General features: G+C 62.6%; 17 protein-coding genes. 6 read left to right on the forward strand and 11 right to left on the reverse strand.

The window, feature by feature from the left end; translation table 11 throughout:
• The first annotated feature begins 274 nt into the window (after positions 1–274).
• Both AC6CHY_RS02320 and dcm read left to right on the forward strand, forming a co-directional pair.
• A complete protein-coding gene (locus AC6CHY_RS02320; protein WP_498225287.1) occupies positions 275–1,525 on the forward strand; it encodes a type II restriction endonuclease in 1,251 nt (416 codons plus the stop codon).
• 1,049 nt (positions 1,526–2,574) lie between these two features.
• Positions 2,575–3,885, forward strand: coding sequence for a DNA (cytosine-5-)-methyltransferase (dcm, locus tag AC6CHY_RS02325; RefSeq protein ID WP_498225288.1), 1,311 nt, complete (start codon positions 2,575–2,577; stop codon positions 3,883–3,885).
• A gap of 102 nt (positions 3,886–3,987) precedes the next feature.
• Here the strand turns inward: dcm and AC6CHY_RS02330 are convergent, their stop codons facing one another.
• Entirely contained in the window at positions 3,988–5,829 is a 1,842-nt protein-coding gene (locus tag AC6CHY_RS02330) for a hypothetical protein (protein ID WP_498225289.1), read from the reverse strand.
• A 367-nt stretch (positions 5,830–6,196) separates the two neighbouring features.
• On the opposite strand from AC6CHY_RS02330, the gene AC6CHY_RS02335 reads away from it, so the two are divergent.
• Positions 6,197–6,394, forward strand: coding sequence for a hypothetical protein (locus AC6CHY_RS02335; protein WP_498225290.1), 198 nt, complete (start codon positions 6,197–6,199; stop codon positions 6,392–6,394).
• 233 nt (positions 6,395–6,627) lie between these two features.
• Here AC6CHY_RS02335 and AC6CHY_RS02340 read toward each other — a convergent pair whose 3' ends face one another.
• Genes AC6CHY_RS02340 through AC6CHY_RS02365 form a run of 6 tightly spaced genes read right to left on the reverse strand, consistent with a single transcriptional unit; the run spans position 6,628 to position 12,478 of the window.
• Entirely contained in the window at positions 6,628–7,659 is a 1,032-nt protein-coding gene (locus AC6CHY_RS02340) for an L-idonate 5-dehydrogenase (protein WP_498225291.1), read from the reverse strand.
• 60 nt (positions 7,660–7,719) lie between these two features.
• Positions 7,720–8,679: a sugar kinase gene (locus tag AC6CHY_RS02345; protein WP_498225292.1), complete on the reverse strand. Its 960-nt coding sequence runs from the start codon at positions 8,677–8,679 to the stop codon at positions 7,720–7,722.
• Entirely contained in the window at positions 8,676–9,341 is a 666-nt protein-coding gene (locus tag AC6CHY_RS02350) for a bifunctional 4-hydroxy-2-oxoglutarate aldolase/2-dehydro-3-deoxy-phosphogluconate aldolase (protein WP_498225293.1), read from the reverse strand. Before AC6CHY_RS02350 ends, AC6CHY_RS02345 begins: the two co-directional genes overlap by 4 nt.
• Positions 9,338–10,114: a glucose 1-dehydrogenase gene (locus AC6CHY_RS02355; protein WP_498225294.1), complete on the reverse strand. Its 777-nt coding sequence runs from the start codon at positions 10,112–10,114 to the stop codon at positions 9,338–9,340. The genes AC6CHY_RS02350 and AC6CHY_RS02355 overlap by 4 nt, the downstream gene beginning before the upstream one ends.
• A 10-nt stretch (positions 10,115–10,124) precedes the next feature.
• Positions 10,125–11,102: a C-terminal binding protein gene (locus tag AC6CHY_RS02360; protein ID WP_498225295.1), complete on the reverse strand. Its 978-nt coding sequence runs from the start codon at positions 11,100–11,102 to the stop codon at positions 10,125–10,127.
• A complete protein-coding gene (locus tag AC6CHY_RS02365) occupies positions 11,099–12,478 on the reverse strand; it encodes an MFS transporter (RefSeq protein ID WP_498225296.1) in 1,380 nt (459 codons plus the stop codon). The genes AC6CHY_RS02360 and AC6CHY_RS02365 overlap by 4 nt, the downstream gene beginning before the upstream one ends.
• 157 nt (positions 12,479–12,635) lie before the next feature.
• Between AC6CHY_RS02365 and AC6CHY_RS02370 the strand changes: the two genes are divergently transcribed.
• On the forward strand, positions 12,636–13,403 hold the full coding sequence (locus tag AC6CHY_RS02370) for an IclR family transcriptional regulator (protein ID WP_498225297.1): 768 nt from the start codon (positions 12,636–12,638) through the stop codon (positions 13,401–13,403).
• Between the two features lie 117 nt (positions 13,404–13,520).
• Positions 13,521–14,450, forward strand: a complete 930-nt coding sequence (locus AC6CHY_RS02375; protein WP_498225298.1) for a PaaX family transcriptional regulator — start codon at positions 13,521–13,523, stop codon at positions 14,448–14,450.
• Here the strand turns inward: AC6CHY_RS02375 and AC6CHY_RS02380 are convergent.
• The 4 genes from AC6CHY_RS02380 to AC6CHY_RS02395 form a co-directional block, all read right to left on the reverse strand.
• Positions 14,386–15,723 (reverse strand): carboxylesterase family protein, encoded by a 1,338-nt coding sequence (locus AC6CHY_RS02380; RefSeq protein ID WP_498225299.1) that lies wholly within the window; start codon positions 15,721–15,723, stop codon positions 14,386–14,388. The two genes, AC6CHY_RS02375 and AC6CHY_RS02380, sit on opposite strands and share 65 nt — an antisense overlap.
• Positions 15,724–15,735: 12 nt before the next feature.
• Positions 15,736–16,887 (reverse strand): acyl-CoA dehydrogenase family protein, encoded by a 1,152-nt coding sequence (locus AC6CHY_RS02385; RefSeq protein WP_498225300.1) that lies wholly within the window; start codon positions 16,885–16,887, stop codon positions 15,736–15,738.
• A 92-nt stretch (positions 16,888–16,979) separates the two neighbouring features.
• A complete protein-coding gene (locus AC6CHY_RS02390) occupies positions 16,980–17,438 on the reverse strand; it encodes a nuclear transport factor 2 family protein (RefSeq protein ID WP_498225301.1) in 459 nt (152 codons plus the stop codon).
• Positions 17,438–17,965: a cupin domain-containing protein gene (locus AC6CHY_RS02395; RefSeq protein WP_498225302.1), complete on the reverse strand. Its 528-nt coding sequence runs from the start codon at positions 17,963–17,965 to the stop codon at positions 17,438–17,440. Before AC6CHY_RS02395 ends, AC6CHY_RS02390 begins: the two co-directional genes overlap by 1 nt.
• A gap of 228 nt (positions 17,966–18,193) precedes the next feature.
• Between AC6CHY_RS02395 and AC6CHY_RS02400 the strand changes: the two genes are divergently transcribed.
• Positions 18,194–18,691, forward strand: coding sequence for a flavin reductase family protein (locus AC6CHY_RS02400; protein WP_498225303.1), 498 nt, complete (start codon positions 18,194–18,196; stop codon positions 18,689–18,691).
• Positions 18,692–18,758: the final 67 nt, after the last annotated feature.

Consider the following 18,758-nt stretch of genomic DNA (forward strand, 5'->3'; position numbering starts at 1 on the left):
CCCCCCCCCGAAAAACGAAAGATCTCAACGTTGCTAGCGCATAATACGGCGTAATCTATCACTGTTTGTTGTGGCGGCTTTTACGTCGCATTGATCCATGACCTACTGTTAGCAACAGTCTAGGGTCGACCAAAGAAGGCAGTTGTTTTTTCGGAGCGGCAGAACCGACTGCCACGGAAGGGCAACGCGTAGTGACGTTTCCTAAAAATTTCGTGGGTGGTCAAAGGTACATTTATTGCAAGCTGTGGGAATGGTTCGAATTGAGGATGTAGGCATGGAGCTGGGATATCTGGCGGATCATTTTGACGGCGTAGCAGCTAAAGTCCTAAGCTCCGTTGAGACGGTCGGCAGTGGTTCGAACCAGCACGAACTCGACGGAGTCAGGTCCTTGGTCGACTTGTTCGGCGTCCCCGTCGGCAAGGTACGTTTGACCACCCGGTTTTTGTGGCTGACAGATGAAATGGACGAACCGGAGGTCGAAGACGGACACTTGACGTTCTACAACGCACGGGAGGGCAAGCCTCGGGCCCCCGAGTACCGGCTCTACTACCCCGCCGCGATCAATGCCATGAAAATGGCGCAACCCGGCGACGTGGTCTTCATCGCCCGACAGAAAAATGGTGAGGTCCTGTTCATTGTAGTGCCGACCGAATCGAGCATCGCTGCCCAATTGGACTGGCTCTTCGGGACCGCAGTTCATGAACACCCGGGTTTCTCCGTTCGCCCAGAACTGTCGGGCGTGCAGAACGCACTGGGGCTGCCGGCCATGTACCTGCTGGACATGCTGGGTATCGCTGTGGAACCCCGAAATGATGCTTGGCTGGACCGAATCTTGGCCAAGTTCGGGCCGCGGTTTCCGACCACGGCCGAATTCGGTGCCTTCACCCGATCCACCCTGCCTGGGCTCCTCCCTGCCGATGATCCCGACGGTGTCCTAATGGCGTGGGTGGAACAGGAAGAGATGCTCTTCCGTACTCTGGAGCGGCATCTGGCCCAAGAGAAGTTAGACGCCATCTACACGGACGGGCGCGTGGATGTGGACAGTTTCATCGAGGTTTCCTTGTCCCTCCATAACCGGCGAAAGAGCCGTGCCGGCAAAGGGCTCGAGAACCAGCTCATCGCGCTCTTCAACGCCTTGGATGTCCGGTACGCATTCAATCCCGTCACGGAAAACAGGGCACGCCCAGATTTTGTGTTTCCGGGCATCGACGAATACCGTGACCTAGACTATCCGACTCCGGAGCTAACGGTGCTCGGGGTCAAGACCACTTGTAAGGACCGCTGGCGGCAAGTTCTCAGCGAAGCCAAGCGGGTTGAGGACAAACATCTGCTGACATTGGAAAGCCCTATCAGCGCCGGACAGACCGACGAGATGCGCGACCATCGCGTGCAGCTTGTGGTGCCGCGCGCCTTGCACGGCCCCTATAATACCGCCCAAAAAAATTGGCTTATGGATGTGGCTGATTTTGTCGAGATGACAACGAATCGAGACAACTCCGGCCTAAATCAGTCCACACTCCTCTAGGGACAAGCAGAAGTCATCTCGCAAGGAAGAAAAGAAAGAATGACGCCGGACAAAAGTGCATTGCCACGAGATCAAAGATGCAAGCCTAGTTTGGCAAGTTCGTCCTACTGAGGCCTAAATGGAAATTAATCTATGGCATGTGGCGTTCCACTCCGTGCAGGTATGTGCGTGGATAAACGGGGCTTGTGGTAACGCGTCTGTCACAAAGTCGTAGCCTATACGTGGGCAACGCAAAACACCTGAATGGGCATTGGCCAAGAGCAAGGTCCAGGGCTGGGAGCGGGCCATGCGACTGCGCCCGGCACGAGCAACCGCTAGTCAGGCCGCCGGCCTGAGGCGTGGCGCACGGACCCGCGCCACGTTGGCGCCAAAGCTCGTGCCGCCCAGCGGCTCAGAGAGCGCCACCTGCTCCCGCGAACCGCGAGGGCGCGGCACAACAACGGACGCCCAAGGCCACTGCCGGACCAAACTGCTTGCCCGTGCGCACTGCAGGCCACCAAGGCAACGTTCGACGGCATTTGGTGTGCCCCAGATTCAGAGCCGCCCGGACGGCGGTGTACAGGCCCGGACCGCCCTTGCTCTGGCGGCGGGGCCGCTGCACCTTCCCCATGAGCTGCAAGAGGTGCCGCCTAGCTGGCCCATCCAGACAGCGGTAGATCGCATGGCGGTTGGCGAGGTGCCGGCGCAGGGGAACCTACCCGGGGCGTAGATGCTATCCAGCACCATCCAGACGGACTTCACAGAGGTGATATCCGTTGCTTACAGAAGCGCTACCACTACATTGCACTGGTGCAACGGAAGAACATTCCACATAACGTGCGCCGCCCTGTCAAACTGTCGGAGTCTTGCCATATCTTTTGATGTACAAATGGTCCCCCAGTCCACTGATACTTTCAGATGTTCGCGACCATGAAGTAGATTGCGGAGGGAGAAACCTTAGTGATTCACAACCCAGTTTGGGTGCGGCGCGGCGATTTGCGCGCATGCCAACCATGGGGAATATTTGTAGACAGTTTGACCATACTTTTTCCCCATGAACGGAGCGTTTCGTGACGCTGGCACCGGCCGAACAGGCCACCACCCCCCGCACCCTGCTGCAGGACCTGCGCAAGACCCACAGCCAGGCAAAGCTCGCCTCCCTGCTGGAGGTCTCGCCGAAGACCGTGGCCCGCTGGGAAGCCGGCGAGTCCGAGTGCCCGCCCTACCTGCGTGCCGCGCTCGAGGACATCAAGAAGCACCAGTCCGAGGCCACCGTCCCGGCCCCGACCGACAAGCCCTCCTTCCGCTTCGTGGACCTGTTCGCCGGCATCGGCGGGATCCGCTTGGCGTTTGAATCCATCGGCGGCGAATGCGTCTTCACTTCCGAATGGAACAAGTTCGCGCAGCAGACTTACGCGCGGAACTTCGGCCACGATCTGCCAGGCTTCGTGGACGGACTCCACGCGGAAGACAACGGCCACGTCTTCGCCGGGGACATCACCAAGGTCGACGCCAAGACCATCCCCGACCACGACGTGCTGCTGGCCGGATTCCCCTGCCAGCCGTTCTCCATCGCCGGGGTCTCCAAGAAGAACTCCTTGGGTCGCGAACATGGATTCGCCGACGCCACCCAAGGCACGCTGTTCTTCGACGTCGCCCGCATCATCGAGGAAAAACAGCCCCAGGCGTTCATGCTCGAGAACGTGAAGAACCTTCTCTCCCACGACAAGGGACGCACCTTCAAAGTCATCAAGGAAACCCTCGAGGACGAGCTCGGATACAGCATCGCGTTCAAGATCGTCAACGGGGCCTCCTACGTTCCCCAAGGGCGCCAGCGCATCATCATCGTCGGGTTCAAGGACCCCTCCGTGTTCGAAGGAAAGCATGGGTTCTCCTTCGACAACCTCGCCAAGCAGCGCCACGCCGACGGCACGCCAAAACTCGTCAACCCGACCATGGTCTCAATCCTGCACCCCGAAGACGGATCGGAAATCGCCGAGGCACCCTTCACCGAAGGTGAGCTGGCAACGGTCAGCGAGAAGTACATCCTGACCCCGAACCTCTGGGTCTACCTGAAGAACTATGCCGCCAAGCACCGTGCGGCAGGAAACGGCTTCGGCTACGGGCTGGTCGGGCCCGAATCCGTGGCACGCACCCTCTCGGCCCGGTACCACAAGGACGGCTCGGAGATCCTGGTCTCCCGCGGCATCGGCGAACGCCCCCGTCGACTGACCCCCCGGGAATGCGCACGCCTCATGGGATTCCCCGAGACCTACGAAATCCCGGTCTCCGACACCCAGGCCTACCGCCAGTTCGGCAACAGCGTCGTCGTCCCGGCCGTCACGGCCGTCGCCGAGGAAATGAAGCGCTTCATACGATAACCCCTTCCGTCGGTTGTGGCCCAAGAGCATGGGCCACAACCGACGGAGCTTTTTTGGCCCAGAACGGTCGCACGCTACTGCCGACGTCCGTCCTCGCCGACGCTAGCAGTAGTAGTAGCTCCGTCCGCCAGGGTAGTAGCAGCGGTTTGGGGCCTTGCCGGAGGAATGCCCACCGGATCCGCCGGAATCGGGGGCAGGTCGCCATGCCACGACAGCGGCTGGGCTGGTGCGTGGGGTGCTCGAATAGTGGGCACGTTTTGCGGTTGCCTTCACGGTCATGTCGCTCCCCTCGTCGGCCGACCGAAGCTTGTAGGCCTTCTTGGTGGCCCCCTTGATTGCCTTGCCGTCGCGGTACCACTGGTATGAGTAGGACGTGGCCTGTGGCGAGGCGATTCCGGGCTTGGCGGTGAGCGTGTGGCCGACCTTCCTTGTACCGCTGATTTTCGGCTTGCCCACTGATTTGAAGGCCGTGCCGGCCGCAGTCCGCGCGGCGGTGGTGGATGATCCGGTCTTGAAACCGTGCCGCTTGGCGGTCACCTTCGCCGTGATCTTCCGGCCGACATCCGGGGTGGAGATTTTATACTTGGGTTTCGTCGCTCCCTTGATCGCCTTGCCGCTGCGGTACCACTGGTAGGAGTACGACGTGGGGGTGATGTTCCACGACCCCTTGGTCGCCGTGACGGTCGAGCCCCGGCGGATGGTCCCGCTGATCTTCGGCTTTCCCACTGGCTTGATCGCCGCACTGGACACGGTCCGCGCGGCGGTGGTGGCTGACCCCGCTTTGTAGCCATACCGCTTGGCGGTCACCTTGGCCGTGATCTTCCGGGCAAGGTCCGTGGTGGTCAGCTTGTATGTGGTTTTCGTGGCTCCCTTGATGGCCTTGCCGTTGCGGTACCACTGGTACGAGTACGACGTCGGGGCAAAGTTCCACGACCCCTTCGTCACTGCGACTGTCGACCCCGCGCTGGCGGTCCCGGTGATGGTCGGCTTGCTCTTGGCCGTCAAAGTGCCGCCGGAAACCTCCGTTGTCTCGCCACCCCAAGTCGTGACGTCGCCGTAGCCCTCCGCATACGCCTCCATCGTCACGTACATCCGCTTGCCGGCATCAGCCGAGGTCAAGGTGTATGACCTGCCGGTGGCGCCCTTGATCGGTTGCCCATTCCGGTGCCACTGGAAATGGTCCAGGTGGACCCCGCCAACGTTGTATGTGCCGTCCTTTACAGTGAGCATCGCGCCAGTGCGCAGGGATCCCATGATCGAGGGCTCGGACTTGACCACCAGGTCGCCGGGGCTGACAAAGAACGCGTCGTGGATTCTCTCGACCGTCCACGCACCTTCCTTGCTAAAAACGGTGCGCAGAACGAGATTCTGGCCGTAATGTTCCAAGCCAAGACGCAATCTGGGTGCGGTGGAGATGAGCTTCCCGTCTGCCACACGGGTCCAGTAATAGCGGACGTGGACGTCCGGAGCAATGTCGTAGTACAACCCCACTGTGCCTCCGACGACAGCGCTTCCCCCCACGCTTGCAAGGCCGGGGGCGACGGGGTAGGCGGCGCAGGGTTTGACCTCTTTCTTGGTACCCGCAACGGCGGTCGTCACTGCCCCGGTGTTTGAGAACAACGGCTGCGCAATGACCTCCACCCATAAACGGTGCCCCAGATCCTCACCCTTGATCCAATACGCTTCTTTTCTTTCCCCGTCGATCGGGGTGTCGTCGCGGTACCACTGGTAGACGAGTTGTGGCGCGGCCGTCGGCGTCCACTGCCAGTACTCCCCGAGCTCGGCTGCTGTCACTTCCTGGTCAGGGCAGAAAAAACCCTCCGGATCCGGGTTTCCGTTGAACTGCATCTGACTGTCCGCGTTGGTTCCCACTTCAGCGGAAACTTTCGCCACCGCTATGGGAACAGCAGCGGCGGGAGCGCTTAGGCCAAGGACGAGGGCCATGGCGGAGACAGCAACAAGTACGGTCTTTGCCCAGCGTGAAGGTGCGAATATCAAATTTGTGTTCCCCCAAGATTTTGGGACGGATCAACCGTCCCATGTGGTCTTTTCCGGTCAGTCTACCGTTCGTCTCGGGAGAACTCCGGACCATCGGACGTGCGCATGCTCGGTAGGTCCGGCAAGGCGGTTCCTCTCAAGGTTCCTGGTTCCATGGCGGGGTAGACCAAGCGTCAAGCACCTCCGCGGTCCTCGGTGGCATTGCTATTGGGGGATCACCAGCACAACACGTTGCCATAGGTATGTCGAAGGAGATGCTACGCAACAGTTCAGTACAAACGCCATTGATCTCCACTTCGGATAGGTTTGGTCCATGCCGCAGAGAAAAATTGCCATTGAGTTTAGTGACGAGAATGTCACTGATGCCCGAGCACTGGCGCGAGCCGTGCAATTCGCTTTCGAAGCCAGCCGGGTCGGAGACGGAGCTGTCTACGTTGAGGGGTTCGCCATGAATCCGAAGGACGGCTGGCAATATGGGGACCACCGCATCGACATCGTGAAGAATTCGTAGAAAACTCACGTTCGATCTCGCGCGGAACGGGGCCTACGCGAACGGAATGTTCCCTTCCCACCGCCGATAATCGCACATATGGAATCTCGAAATTGTCCTATTGCAGAATCCGCTGAATCGTTGTCGGTGATATGGCATCTCCATCGTTAGGCGCACTGTTTCAGAAAGCCCCGTCGTTACAGGGATCATTGGCGGCCGGGTGCACCTGTGCGAACGAGGCGCCTCCGCCGCTTTCATGCCTCGAGCGCACCCACCTCGATCAAAACCTTCGAGGACGCGGCAGAGTCCAGCGCCATGGCGAAGGCCTCCTCTGCCTCGTTGATCAGATAGTCGTGGCTGATGACCTGCGCCAGGAACGGGTGCTCGGCCAACAATTCCACTGCCTCGTCCAGCTCGGTCTCGAAACGCTGTGAGCCAAACACCGTCAGCTCGCGCAGCCCGAGTTCCGAGAGCGAGATCGACACTGCGTCACGGGGGAGGATCCCCAGCTGCACAACTGTTCCGCCACGACGGGTCGCATCCAGCACCGTCTGCAAGCTCGCTGCGGCTCCGGCCGCCTCCACGCTCACGTCATAGCCGAGCGATTCCGGACCTTCCCCCTCCCGGATATTGAAGGTCTCGTCAACGCCCATGGAGCTGGCCACATCCAGCGCGCGGGACTGCAGGTCCGAGATCGCTACCGATGCTGCACCGCGCACCTTCAGCACTGCCGCAGCCAGCAGGCCGATCGGCCCCGCACCGCTGACGAAACAACGCGCACCCTCAATGCGGCCCACAGCCCGATCGATCCCGTGCAAAGCAATGGCCAGCGGTTCGGCCAATGCGGCGGTGCGCAGGTCCAGCCCCTTGGGCAATCGGCGCAGCTGCTGCGACTGGACGTGCAGCACCTCGACCAACCCTCCCTGGGTGTGCGGCGTGGTGCTGGCGCTACCCAGATAGGTGCCGCCCTGGATCAGATGCATGCCCGCTGGTTTGGCCCCGGGCTCCGGGCAGGGGTTGGCCGGGTGGATCGCCACGGCATCCCCGACGCTCCAACCGGTGACGCCCTCCCCCAGCTCGCGCACCCGTCCCACCACCTCATGGCCCAGCACCAGCGGCTCCTTCACCTCGAAGGAACCATTGCGTCCGTGTTGCCAGTAGTGCAGGTCGGACCCGCAGATCCCGCCGTAGGCGATATCCACCGCCACCTCCCCGGGGCCAACCGGGGATTTCTGCAATTCATCGACGCGCAGGTCCTTGGGTCCGTGCACCACTACTGCCTTCACTACAACTCCTTGGATACTTTTCTCTCTGGTCGTGCAAGCCCGCGAAGGCGCGGGCCATTTCTAGCGGGCCACTGGTTCGCTCTGCTCGAGCATCCCGAGCTCGTCGCGGCGCGGCATGCCTTCCCAGTCGCCGGGGACCATGCAGGCAAAGGCCCCGGTGCGCACCGCGGTTTCCAGCCGCTGGAGCGGATCCAGGCCATTCAGCAGTTCTGCGATGTAACCGGCGACGAACGCATCCCCTGCGCCGACGGTGTCAACCACCGGCACCTTGATCGCCTCCCGACGGAATTCGTTGCCGTCGATCAGCGCCACGGCTCCCGCGTCCCCCAGCTTGATGATGACCTGGCGCGGGCCCAGCTCGGCGATCCGGCGGGCCAACTCCATGGGATCGTCGCTTGGACCCACGGCAATGGCTGCTTCCTCGTCTCCGGCAAAGACCACGTCGATCTTGGGCAGGATGGCTCGGTAGGCCACCCCGGCCTCTTCCTCACTCCAAAGTGCCGCCCGGTAGTTCAGGTCGAAGGAGACCAGTACGCCAGCGGCGTGGGCGATCTCGATGGCAGCGTCCACCGCGTCGGCGGCCTCGGCTGAAAGCGCCGGGGTGATCCCGGTCAGGTGTAGCAGCTTGGCGTTCGAGATCAACGATTCCGGAAGGTCGTCTGCGCATAACTTCGAACCTGCGGATCCTGCGCGGTAGTACCAGACCTTTTGGTGGGTTTCGGTGCGGCGTTCCTTGATCATCAGGCCCGTGGGGGCCGACTCGTCGCGGACCACCACGGTGTTCACGTCCTCGGCGCGGATTTCGCGCTGCACCAGGTCGCCCAGGCTGTCCGCTCCTAGACGTCCGATCCAGGAAACGGCGGTTCCCAGGCGGCGCAGCGCGATGGCGAAGTTCGACTCGGAGCCGCCCACGCCCAGGCCCAGTGTGGAGGCGTGGGCCAGCGGGCCGGCACTGGTGCCGCGCATCAACGCCATGGTCTCCCCCAGGGTCACCACGTCGGTGTGTTTGTCCTGACTCATGCTTTGGCCTCGTCCCGGGCTGTCGTGACGGCTGCGACCAGAGCCTTGGCCCGTGCCGTGAGATCGTCCAGGTTCCCGCCCTTGAACGCGTCTCCGAGCAGCGGGCCGCCCACGCTGACAGCGAGCGCCCCGGCACGGATCCATTCAATGGCCTCGGCAACGCCGACGCCTCCGGAGGGGACCGCCTGGATATCCGGGAAGGGACCGCGCAGGTCTTTGAGGAACCCGGGGCCCACCTGTGAGGCGGGGAAGATCTTTACCGCGGTGGCCCCGGCCTTCCAGCCGGCGAACAGCTCGGTGGGGGTCATGCCGCCCGGGTAGACCGGGATGCCCGCTGCCACTGCGGCGGCAACGATCTTGGTGTCGGTGATCGGCGTGACAATGAATCCGGCGCCTCCGGCAATGGCTGCCTCGGCCTCTTCAACCGTGGTGATTGTGCCGACCCCGACGTCGGCCGCGGTTCCGTAGCGGGCGCGCAGCGCGGGCAGTTCCTCAAAGACGCCGGCGGTGCTCAGCGTCAGCTCGATGCTGGTTATCCCTCCTGCCACCAGCGCGTCGATGACCGGGGCGTATTCGCTGGCATGCTTGGCCCTAAGGACCGCCACGATCGGGGTTTCGCGCAGCAGCGCGCCGGGGGCCGGGCGATTGATTTCGGTGCTCATCGTGACAGCCACCCGCCGTCCACCGGAAGGACCGTGCCGTGGATGTAGTCGGCCGCGCCGCTGGCCAGGAAGAGTACGGCTCCGGCCAGGTCATCCGGGTTGCCCCAGCGCCCTGCCGGGATGCGCACCAGGATCTGTTCGTTGCGTGCCTCATCAGCCAGCAGCGCCTCGTTCATGTCGGTGGCGATGTAGCCGGGGGCCACCGCGTTCACGTTCACTCCGCGTCCTGCCCATTCGTTACACAGGGCCTTGGTCAGCTGCGCCACCGCACCCTTGGAAGCCGCGTAGGCAGGAACCCGGAGGCCGCCCTGGAAAGTGAGCATCGAGGCCAGATTGATGATCTTGCCGTTCCCGCGTTCCAGCATCGGCGCGCCAAAGAGCTGGCAGAGCTGGAACACCGCGCGGGTGTTCACGTTCATCACGGTGTCGAAGTCCGCCAGCGGGAACTCGACCGCGTCGTGGCGGATCTGGGTTCCTGCGTTGTTCACCAGGATGTCCACCTGGCCCAGGGCCAGTGCCTGCGTGGCGGCCTGGGCGACCGAGGCCTCGTCGCCCAAATCCACGGCGATCGCGTGTGCGCTGCGCCCGGTTTCCTTGGCCAGCTGCTCGAGTTCGGGTGCCAGCTCGCCGCGCTGCAGGGTGATCACGTTGGCGCCCTGGCGCATGAGACCTGAGGCGATGTGCAGTCCGATGCCGCGGGAGGCTCCCGTGATCACTGCGGTGCGACCGGAGATGTCGAAGACTCCCCCGGTCTGGGTCGTGTGGGTGGACACGGTAGAGCTCCTAGCGGGCAACAGCGAGTGCTGCCGGGTTGTAGATGTTGCGTGGTTCCTTGCCCTGGCACACGTCGATGACGTTGCCCAGGGCGCGTGACTTCAGTTCGGTGTAGGACTCCTCGGAGTACCAGGCCGCGTGCGGGGTGAGGACCGCGTTTGGCTCGGTGAGCAGGTCCGAATCCATCGGAAGCGGTTCTTCCTCGAAGACGTCCAGGCCGGCACCGTAGAGCTTGCCGGACCGCAGGGCGCGGACCACGGCGGCGGATTCGACGACCCCGCCGCGGCAGGTGTTGATGAGCACCGCGCCGTCCTTGGCCTGGGCCAGGAAGTCGTCGTTGACCAGGTGATGGGTGTGCGGATTCAGCGGCACGTGCAGGGAGATGACATCTGCCTGCTCGAGGACCTGGTCCATGGTGAGCACCTCGATGCCCTCTTCGGTGGTGGTGCCGACCTCGCGGGCAGGGTCCGAGCCGATGACCTTGTAGCCCAGGCCCTTGGCCTTGCGCCCGGTGGCGGTGCCGATCAGGCCCAGCCCGATCACGCCGAAGACGCGGCCGCGGATGCGGCGCAGCGGCTTGACCGACTCCAGGGAGAAGGGGCCGGCGCGCAGCTCGCGGTCCAGGCGGGTGATCCCGCGGGCCAGGGTGGCGGCCAGGCAGATTGCGTGGTCAGAGACGTCCTCGGTGCCGTAGTCAGGGACGTTGGAGACCACGATCCCGCGTGCTGTGGCGACCTCCACGTCCAGGGTGTCGACTCCCACGCCATAGCGGCCGATGGCCTTGAGCCTGGGCAGGGCGTCCATGACGCGTGCGGTGATCGGTGCGTACTGCACCACGAGCCCATCGAAGTCGGCGGCCGCGGCGATGACCTCGTCCTCGGTGTGGCACTGGGCCAGGACCAGTTCCACGCCAGCCGCGGCGGCGACTTCCTGCTCGACGGCGATCGAGTCGTGGTTGCAGTCGGTGATCAAGATGCGGATGCTCATTTGTGGGCGTCTTCTTCCGTGAGTAGGTCGCGGTCCCGGGTTTCGGGGGCCTTGAGTGCGGCGATGAAGGTGATGGCCATCATCAACATCATGTAGATGGCCACGGGGATCCAGGAACCCGAGGCCCAGGTGACCAGGGCGGAGCAGATCAGCGGGGCGATGCCGCCGCCGAAGACCGATGAGAACTCGCGTCCCAGGGCCACGCCGGCGTAGCGGTAGCGGGAGCCGAAGAGCTCCGGGAAGTAGGCTGCCTGCACACCGACGGTGCCCTGCGCTGCGAAGATGAAGCCGAGCACGATGACCACGCCGATCCAGAAGAGGTTGCCGGTGTTCAGCAGCATAAAGGCGGGGAACGGGAAGAGCAGCAGGAACCCGGTGATGCCCAGGTAGAGCGGGCGGCGGCCGAACTTGTCCGAGAGGTTGCCGGCGACCCAGGCCGAGACGCAGGCGAACATGGCGCCGATGAACAGCACCTTCGGGATGAAGGTGGAATCCACCGCGAGGTAGGTGATCAGGTAGGAACCCATGAAGGTCTGGAAGATGTAGGAGTGGGCGTTGGCGCCCACGTTCATGAAGAAGACGCTGAACAGGCCGCGGCGGCCGTTCTTGAATACGTCGGCGGCGGGGGTCTTCTGGCGTTCGGCCATGCCGACCTCGGCCTTGAGCTCCGCCATGACCGGGGATTCCTTGAGATTGCGGCGGATCAGCCAGGCGGCGATGGTGACGAAGATCGAGGAGAAGAAGACCAGGCGCCAGCCATAGGACAGCAGGGCCTCGCGCGGCATGAGCTGCACCAGCATCCAGACGACGGCGCCCATGGCGGTACCCGCGGCGGCACCGACGAAGACCAGCGAAGCGAAGCGGCCGCGCTTGCCCTTAGCGGCGAGCTCGGTCAGCAGCACCACGCCGCCGGCCTGTTCGGCACCCGCGCCGAAGCCCTGCAGGAAGCGGCAGGCCACCAGCAGGATCGGCGCCCAGACACCTGCCTGGGCGTATGTCGGCAGCAGGCCGATCGCGAAGGTGGCGACGCCCATGAGCATCAGCGTGCAGACCAGCACCCACTTGCGTCCCAGGCGGTCGCCGTAGCGGGAGAAGAACAACCCGCCGAGCGGGCGTGCGCCGAAGCCGACGGCATAGGCGCCGAAGGAGGCGATGATGCCCACAGCCGGGCTGACGTTGGGGAAGAAGATCGTGTTGAAGATGATCGCCGACGCGGTTCCGTAGATCACGAAGTCGTACTGTTCAAGTGCCGTGCCGACCAGGCCCGCCCAGGCGGCGCGTCGGACGTTCTTCTGGTCATGCCGCGGCGTCGTGGCGGCGGGCTGCGCGCCGGCCGTCACTGTTCCGCCGGCGGGAACACCGTTGTTCTCGTTCATAGTCACCAATCCAAAGATTCTTGCCATACCTATTATAGGGATGGCGTCCCACTTTCAATAATCCAACTATAAGCCACATCACACCCGCGAATGCAACCCCCGTCACACGTTCCTGCGTTGACGCAGGTGGCAGGCGAAGTCATGCAAGACTGATGGCATGGAAAAACCGACCGGAGCCAAGACCCTCGAGCGCGGCCTCGAGCTGCTGGACCACGTGGCGGCCGGCGTCGATCGCCTCGATGACATCGCCGCCGCGGCCGGCCTGAGCCGCTCCTCGACCCACCGAATGCTAACCTCCCTGGTTGCCGGGCGGTACCTCTCCCTGGGGGCGGACAACCGCTACCGGCTCGGCCTCAAGCTCATGGAACTCGGCGCCCAGACCCAGCGCAGCCTGAACCTTCCCGAGGAAATCCAATCCCGGCTGGCGGAGATCGCCGAGGCCACCCGCGACACCACTCACCTGGGCATCCTCGAGGCGGACGACGTCCTCTACCTCGCCAAGGCCCGCGGCAGTCGGGGCATCGAAATGGCCTCGCGGCCAGGCGGCCGGCTGCGCGCCCAGAACACTGCCATGGGCAAGATGCTGCTCGCCCTGCGCCCTCGCGAGGAGGCGCTGGCCCGCTTCGACCCCTCCGCCACGATCACCGAGCACTCCATCAAGAACGTGGAGGACTTCGACAAGGAATTAACGGCGATCCGCGAGCGCGGCTACTCCCTGGACAACCAGGAAAACGAACTCGGCATCATCTGCGTGGCCATCCCGATCCCCGACCTGAGCGGAGAACCAATCGCCTCAATCTCCGTCTCGGCACCCAGCGTCTACATGACCGAGGAGCGGATTTCCGATCTGGTCGCGCTGCTGAACTCGCACGGCCCGGAAATCACCAGCTGCCTGCCGCCGGGATTTAAGGACTCCTGGGACTGAACGTAGGTTCCCCTGGGCGGTCGCCCGAACGTAACGTCCCGCTTTCCGTCCCGTGCAGGTGGCTTCATGTCGCAAGTGGGCGTCTTGTGGCGGCCCCCTGATTGATACGCTCAATGCATGCGTGCAATAGAGGAAATCATCGCAGGTCGTCTGACCGGCGAAAGTGGTCAGGCTGCCCATCATCGCCACATCCTGACAGTGTTTGGCCTATATGCCCGCCCGGCAGGTGTACCGATCGCGGTGGCCGCAATAGTGCACCTTTTACAGGATCTGGGCGCCGAGCCGGCCAGCGTTCGTTCTTCTATCTCCCGGCTTAAGAAACGGGAAGTGCTCACCAGCGAACGGATCAATGGAGAGGCCGGCTATGCGCTTTCCGCCATGTTGGAAGAGCACATGCGCGTTGGAGACGAGCGGATCTTTTCACCTCACCCTGCCCGAGCTTCCGACCCTTGGTTGTTGGTCTCTTTTTCGGTTCCGGAGACGCAGCGCGGCCAGCGACACAAGATTCGCAGTGGACTCTCCCGCATGGGATTTGGCATGGTTAGTGCGGGCCTCTGCGTTGCGCCCGGTCACGTCTATGATGAGGCCCTCGAATACCTCCAGGACAACGACCTGTTGCAATTTGTCGACTTTTTCCACGCCAACCATGTTGGCCCGGAGGAACTTCGTGCCAAGGTTGCCCAATGGTGGGATCTGGATACCTTGGAGGCGCACTACCAGGAATTCATTGACAAGTATTCGCCGCTGCTCGACCGCTGGGGCAAACCTGTCCAGCAAACGGAGGAGGGCTCCCGGGAAGCATTCGGCGACTTTATCCGGATGGTGACCGACTGGCGGACCTTGCCCTACCTCGATCCAGGGCTTCCCCTTGAAGCCTTGCCCAAGACGTGGAAAGGCGGCGCGGCACGTTCCCTTTTCCTTGACCTTCGAGCCCTACTTAGCCCATTAGCCGGATGGCACGCACAGCGCATTATCCACGGCACTACGCATTCTGGCGGCCCTGCACAAAACGCGCCAAAAGGCGGCGCAATCTCACGGACTCAATAGCGAATTGATTGGGGTCAACGCCTTGAAGCATCGGCGCATCCGCCCACGCATCAAAGGTCCCAAACCAATACGGCAGGTCGAAGCAATGGCCGCTCAATACACCGGATTGAGGGCTCTTCATCGAGAGGCGCACTAGTTTGGAATTGAGCCCCCGTTCTTTGTACCCTGATGCCAACTCCGTCGGGAACCGCTGGAACTGAATCCACGACGAGACTTCCACGAGCCGCTCGTATGGTTCCTGGGATCGGCCCCGGATGACCGTGCCAGGCGGAAAATCCGATTCATCCAGTGTTGCCGCCCACGCGTCGACGGCTTCATGGGTCACGGACCTTTCCTCCGGCGATTCAAAGAAGAACATCCCCGTTTCCTGTGCCGTGAAACTTAGCAGGACGTCGTTCACGTGGATGTTCTGCGCGCACCACCGGGCTCGCAGGAAATCCTCCGGGATATTCTCGGATCTGCTGGGGAGATAGCCGGATGCCGCGTGACCCAGCGGACGAGACCCTGCGGTTTCCCGCAGCGCGCCGGCGCCTGCCTTGAGCAAATCCTCCACCTCGGCACTCTCGAGGGTCTGGGGATGCAGCCGCCTTGCCGCAGTGCCCCTCACGGTACCCAGTCTTTTCCTGCTCCATGGCTCGCGGGTCGCCATGCTCAGCAGGGCAACACGCCGCACGAGTCCCGTCGCGGTCGGATCCATGCTGAGTAGATGCACGTACCAAGCGCCGGCAGATTGCCCGGCCAAGGTGACTTCGTCCGGGTTCCCGCCGAATGAATTGATGTTTTTCCTGACCCATGCAAGGGCCAACAACAGATCCTGCATCGGAAGATCCGGTGTTCCGGGTGTCGCCAGGTGAGCCAAGGGGCCGATGCGGTAGTTCACCGTCACGACCACCATCCCCTCGGCCGCGAGCAATGAGCCGTCGTACCACTCATTGGATCCGCCGCCGCTCATCCAAGCCCCGCCATGGACGAAGACCAGAACGGGCAATCCCACGGCATTCTCGGGTGCCCAGACGTTCAGGAAGAAGGCGTCCTCGGCCTGCGGGTTCCTCCTGCCCGAGCCCATCGCGGCGGCTAAGCGACTAGGGAGCTGGGGAAAGACGGGAACCCCGGCAAGTCTTTCAACTTCCAGTTGTCCATTCGCTGCCACCGGGGCGGCAAACCGCTCGTTGTTGGAGAGCTGCGCGTAGCGGACTCCGAGCACGGCACGAATGCCCGCTTCATTGGTCTTCGCACGCAGTCCATCGAGGGTCGGCGACGTCGAGGTTCCCATCCTTGCCGCGCCCTAGAGCTTGGTGGAGATGTAGTCGGTTTCGGTCAGACCGTTGCCATGGAGTTCATATCCCATGTGCGCGGTAATCGAGGCATGCCGGGTGCCCGTGTTGATGTCCCGCCACATCCGTCCCAGCAGACTGTTCTCGGCAAAGGCAGCGGTGCCGTGGAGCCAGCAGAGATCGTTGACAGCATCCACCAGCTCGTGGCCCGCGTGCCCGATGCCGCCCCGGTGCCTGGCGCGGTTCGCCAACGGGATGGGGGTCGTTCCCGCTGCAGCCGCATCGATGTCGACTGCTGAGCGCTGAAGCAGCAGTAGTGCCGAGTCGATCTTCATGCTGGCCTGGCCCAATTTCTGGACGAAGGCACCCGAATCGATTTGGCGCTTGTAGTGGGTGTAAGTGATGCCCCGGGTTTGCGCTTTCTCGGTCACGTGTTCCAGTGCAGCCTGTGCAGCGCCCAGCGAGGCAGCTTGGATGGTGGTCGACATGGTCAGGTGCGGGGTGAGTCGTCGGGCAAATGTTGCCTGGGCGTCCTTTTCAGTTGCATCGCCCATCAGTTGGGTGAAGGTGATAACCCTGCCGTGCGGCACCCACAGGTCCTTGGTGTGCATGGTGTTCGACCCGGAGCCCCGCATGCCAATGGTGCGCCAGGTGTCCCTGACCTCGTATTCGCCCCGACGCATGAGCGCAAAACCAACCTGCGGAGTCTCGCTGGTGCCATCCTCGATGAACAGAATTCCAATGGCCCATTCGGAGTGCGAGGAGTTCGACGCGAAAGGCCATTCGCCGCTGACCCGCCAGCCCCCGGATTCGGGAGTCGCGGTGCCTTGGGGGCTGGCGAAGATCGAGGCCATGCGCACCGGACCGTCGGCGAACACTTCGTCGAGAACCTCGTCGGAATAGCGGTTGGCGAGCATGACCGAGCCATTGGAGATCACCGTGCACCACGCGGCCGCGGGATCGTAGAAGCCGATGGTTCGCGCCACCTCAAGAAGCATCGAGGCACCGCCCTCATACCCTCCGTAGCGCTGCATTGCAGAGATCCGCATGGCCCCGATGGAATCCAAGGCCTCGATGGATTCGTCGGACATCACTCGCTGTGCATCGGCGACCACCGCATTCTTGCGCAGCAACGGACCGATCTCGTGGACACGTTTGACCATGTCCGCAGTGATCTCCGATGGGGGCGCGCAAGTCGCGACCGGCCGGGCGGTTTCGCTTGAAAAGTTTTCCGCTACTTCAATCATTGCTCTGCCTAACCTTGTACGTTGAATGTTGACATGGGCGCGCGTCGGGTTTCCTCATCGAACGCTCGGCGGACCTCATGGAGATCCATGAATTCCTGGCATTGGGTAATCCGACCGTCGGCGACGGTCATGATGGTGACAATGTCGTTGTCAAAGGACAGCCCGTCACGGGTAACTGCGGTTTCCCGAAGGTGCGTGACCACCACAGATTGCTCTACATCGAGGTACATGCCCCGGATGTCCATGACCGCACTGCCCGGCACGAACGTCGCCGCGAGCGTTCCGATCAGTTCATCGAAGAATTCCTCCACCCCTCGATACGTTCGTGCCAGAACGGAGTGCTGGCCCACGACAGTCCACTCGATGCCATCGGCTAGCACCGAACGCGCGGACTGCTCGTCTCCAACTGCCTGGGCATCCCAGAACTTCCGCACCACGGTCAGTTGCTGGCCGGACGAGTGCCCCATCAGATATTCGTTCCCGTCACTGCGCCCGGCTCGGCCAGGAGAGTGATATTGAAATCGTCGCAAGCGTTCTGGAGGCGCTGCTCGGTTTCTTCATCCATTTCCCAGCCCCGCTGGGGACCCGCGTAATCCGCCGGGATGGCAACGGCACGGAAGAATTTCTCCAGTCCGCCAGGTGCCGACATGACCAACCACTTGGCTTCGACATCGGGGCTCGCCTGAAAGGTGTGCGGGACGTCCTTGGGCATCAGGATGCAGTCGCCAGGGCCCAGCGTCAGCCCGTCCGCCTCGGCGGCCCAAAACGTCACTGTTCCCTCAAGGATGTAAAAGATCTCGTCCTCGCCGACGTGTTCGTGGAGCGGCGGTTCCGAGGCAAGTTTTGAGTGGGTCAGCGCCATCATGAATCGCCCATCCGTCATTTCGCTTGTAATGATCGGCTGGATCAAGTCGCCGAGGAACCACAGGTTTTCGCGCTCGGTCTGCCGGACAACGCTCAGGCGACTGGTCTGCTGCTGGGTTAGTTGTGTCATCTTCTGCTCCTTCATGGCGGGTGGCGCACTGGCACCGAACGATGTGACCGAAGCTACTACGGTCGCCACGATTACGCAACAAGGGTTTGTGAGGCCCGTCATATTGCTGAAATCTAGACGAGCGTTCAAAAAGGGCTATACAGGATCGATTTCATCTGGCAGGCTACTGCTCACAGGAAGTTCCACCGGGCCCCTGCGCCGATGGAAGAACCAGCCAAGGAGCAGAAAATGATCTTGACACCCCAGTCCCTGGACTCGCAGGTCCTTCGCGAGACCTTTGCCCATTTCCCGTCGGGGGTTGCCGCGATGACGGCCGAGGTCGACGGGGTCGCCCACGCGCTCGTCGCCTCGTCGTTCACCGTCGGCGTTTCACTTGAGCCGGCCTTGGTGATGTTCGCCGTTCAGAAGTCCTCCGGGACATGGCCAATCTTGCGAACGGCAACCCGCGTGGGTGTTTCCATTTTGGGGCAGGACCAAGGCGCACTTTGCCGACAGCTGGCCAACCGCGACAAGAACGCCAGATTCACCGACGTGGAGGTGCACCGCCTGGAGTCCGGCGCGCTGCTGTTGCCCAATGCCTCATTGTGGTTTGAATGCAGCATTTTCGACGAACATCCCGCCGGGGACCACGACGTGGTGCTACTGGAGATTCACGCCCTGCATGTCAACAAGGAGACCAGCCCTCTGGTGTTCCACGACTCCGCTTTCCGGCAACTCGCCGCGTGATCATACCCCTCCGACATTCTGGCATCCCCATGACGATCGCCAATATTCCATGACGGTCGCAAGGCCG

It is taken from the genome of Paeniglutamicibacter sp. GQ140 (genome assembly GCF_059759235.1).

Coding starts and splice junctions, on each gene's coding strand:
- AC6CHY_RS02320 (WP_498225287.1), top strand. CDS start 275: ATGGAGCTGGGATATCTGGCGGATCATTTTGACGGCGTAGCAGCTAAA.
- AC6CHY_RS02330 (WP_498225289.1), bottom strand. CDS start 5,829: ATGGCCCTCGTCCTTGGCCTAAGCGCTCCCGCCGCTGCTGTTCCCATA.
- AC6CHY_RS02335 (WP_498225290.1), top strand. CDS start 6,197: ATGCCGCAGAGAAAAATTGCCATTGAGTTTAGTGACGAGAATGTCACT.
- AC6CHY_RS02345 (WP_498225292.1), bottom strand. CDS start 8,679: ATGAGTCAGGACAAACACACCGACGTGGTGACCCTGGGGGAGACCATG.
- AC6CHY_RS02350 (WP_498225293.1), bottom strand. CDS start 9,341: ATGAGCACCGAAATCAATCGCCCGGCCCCCGGCGCGCTGCTGCGCGAA.
- AC6CHY_RS02360 (WP_498225295.1), bottom strand. CDS start 11,102: ATGAGCATCCGCATCTTGATCACCGACTGCAACCACGACTCGATCGCC.
- AC6CHY_RS02365 (WP_498225296.1), bottom strand. CDS start 12,478: ATGAACGAGAACAACGGTGTTCCCGCCGGCGGAACAGTGACGGCCGGC.
- AC6CHY_RS02370 (WP_498225297.1), top strand. CDS start 12,636: ATGGAAAAACCGACCGGAGCCAAGACCCTCGAGCGCGGCCTCGAGCTG.
- AC6CHY_RS02375 (WP_498225298.1), top strand. CDS start 13,521: ATGCGTGCAATAGAGGAAATCATCGCAGGTCGTCTGACCGGCGAAAGT.
- AC6CHY_RS02380 (WP_498225299.1), bottom strand. CDS start 15,723: ATGGGAACCTCGACGTCGCCGACCCTCGATGGACTGCGTGCGAAGACC.
- AC6CHY_RS02385 (WP_498225300.1), bottom strand. CDS start 16,887: ATGGTCAAACGTGTCCACGAGATCGGTCCGTTGCTGCGCAAGAATGCG.
- AC6CHY_RS02390 (WP_498225301.1), bottom strand. CDS start 17,438: ATGGGGCACTCGTCCGGCCAGCAACTGACCGTGGTGCGGAAGTTCTGG.
- AC6CHY_RS02395 (WP_498225302.1), bottom strand. CDS start 17,965: ATGACACAACTAACCCAGCAGCAGACCAGTCGCCTGAGCGTTGTCCGG.
- AC6CHY_RS02400 (WP_498225303.1), top strand. CDS start 18,194: ATGATCTTGACACCCCAGTCCCTGGACTCGCAGGTCCTTCGCGAGACC.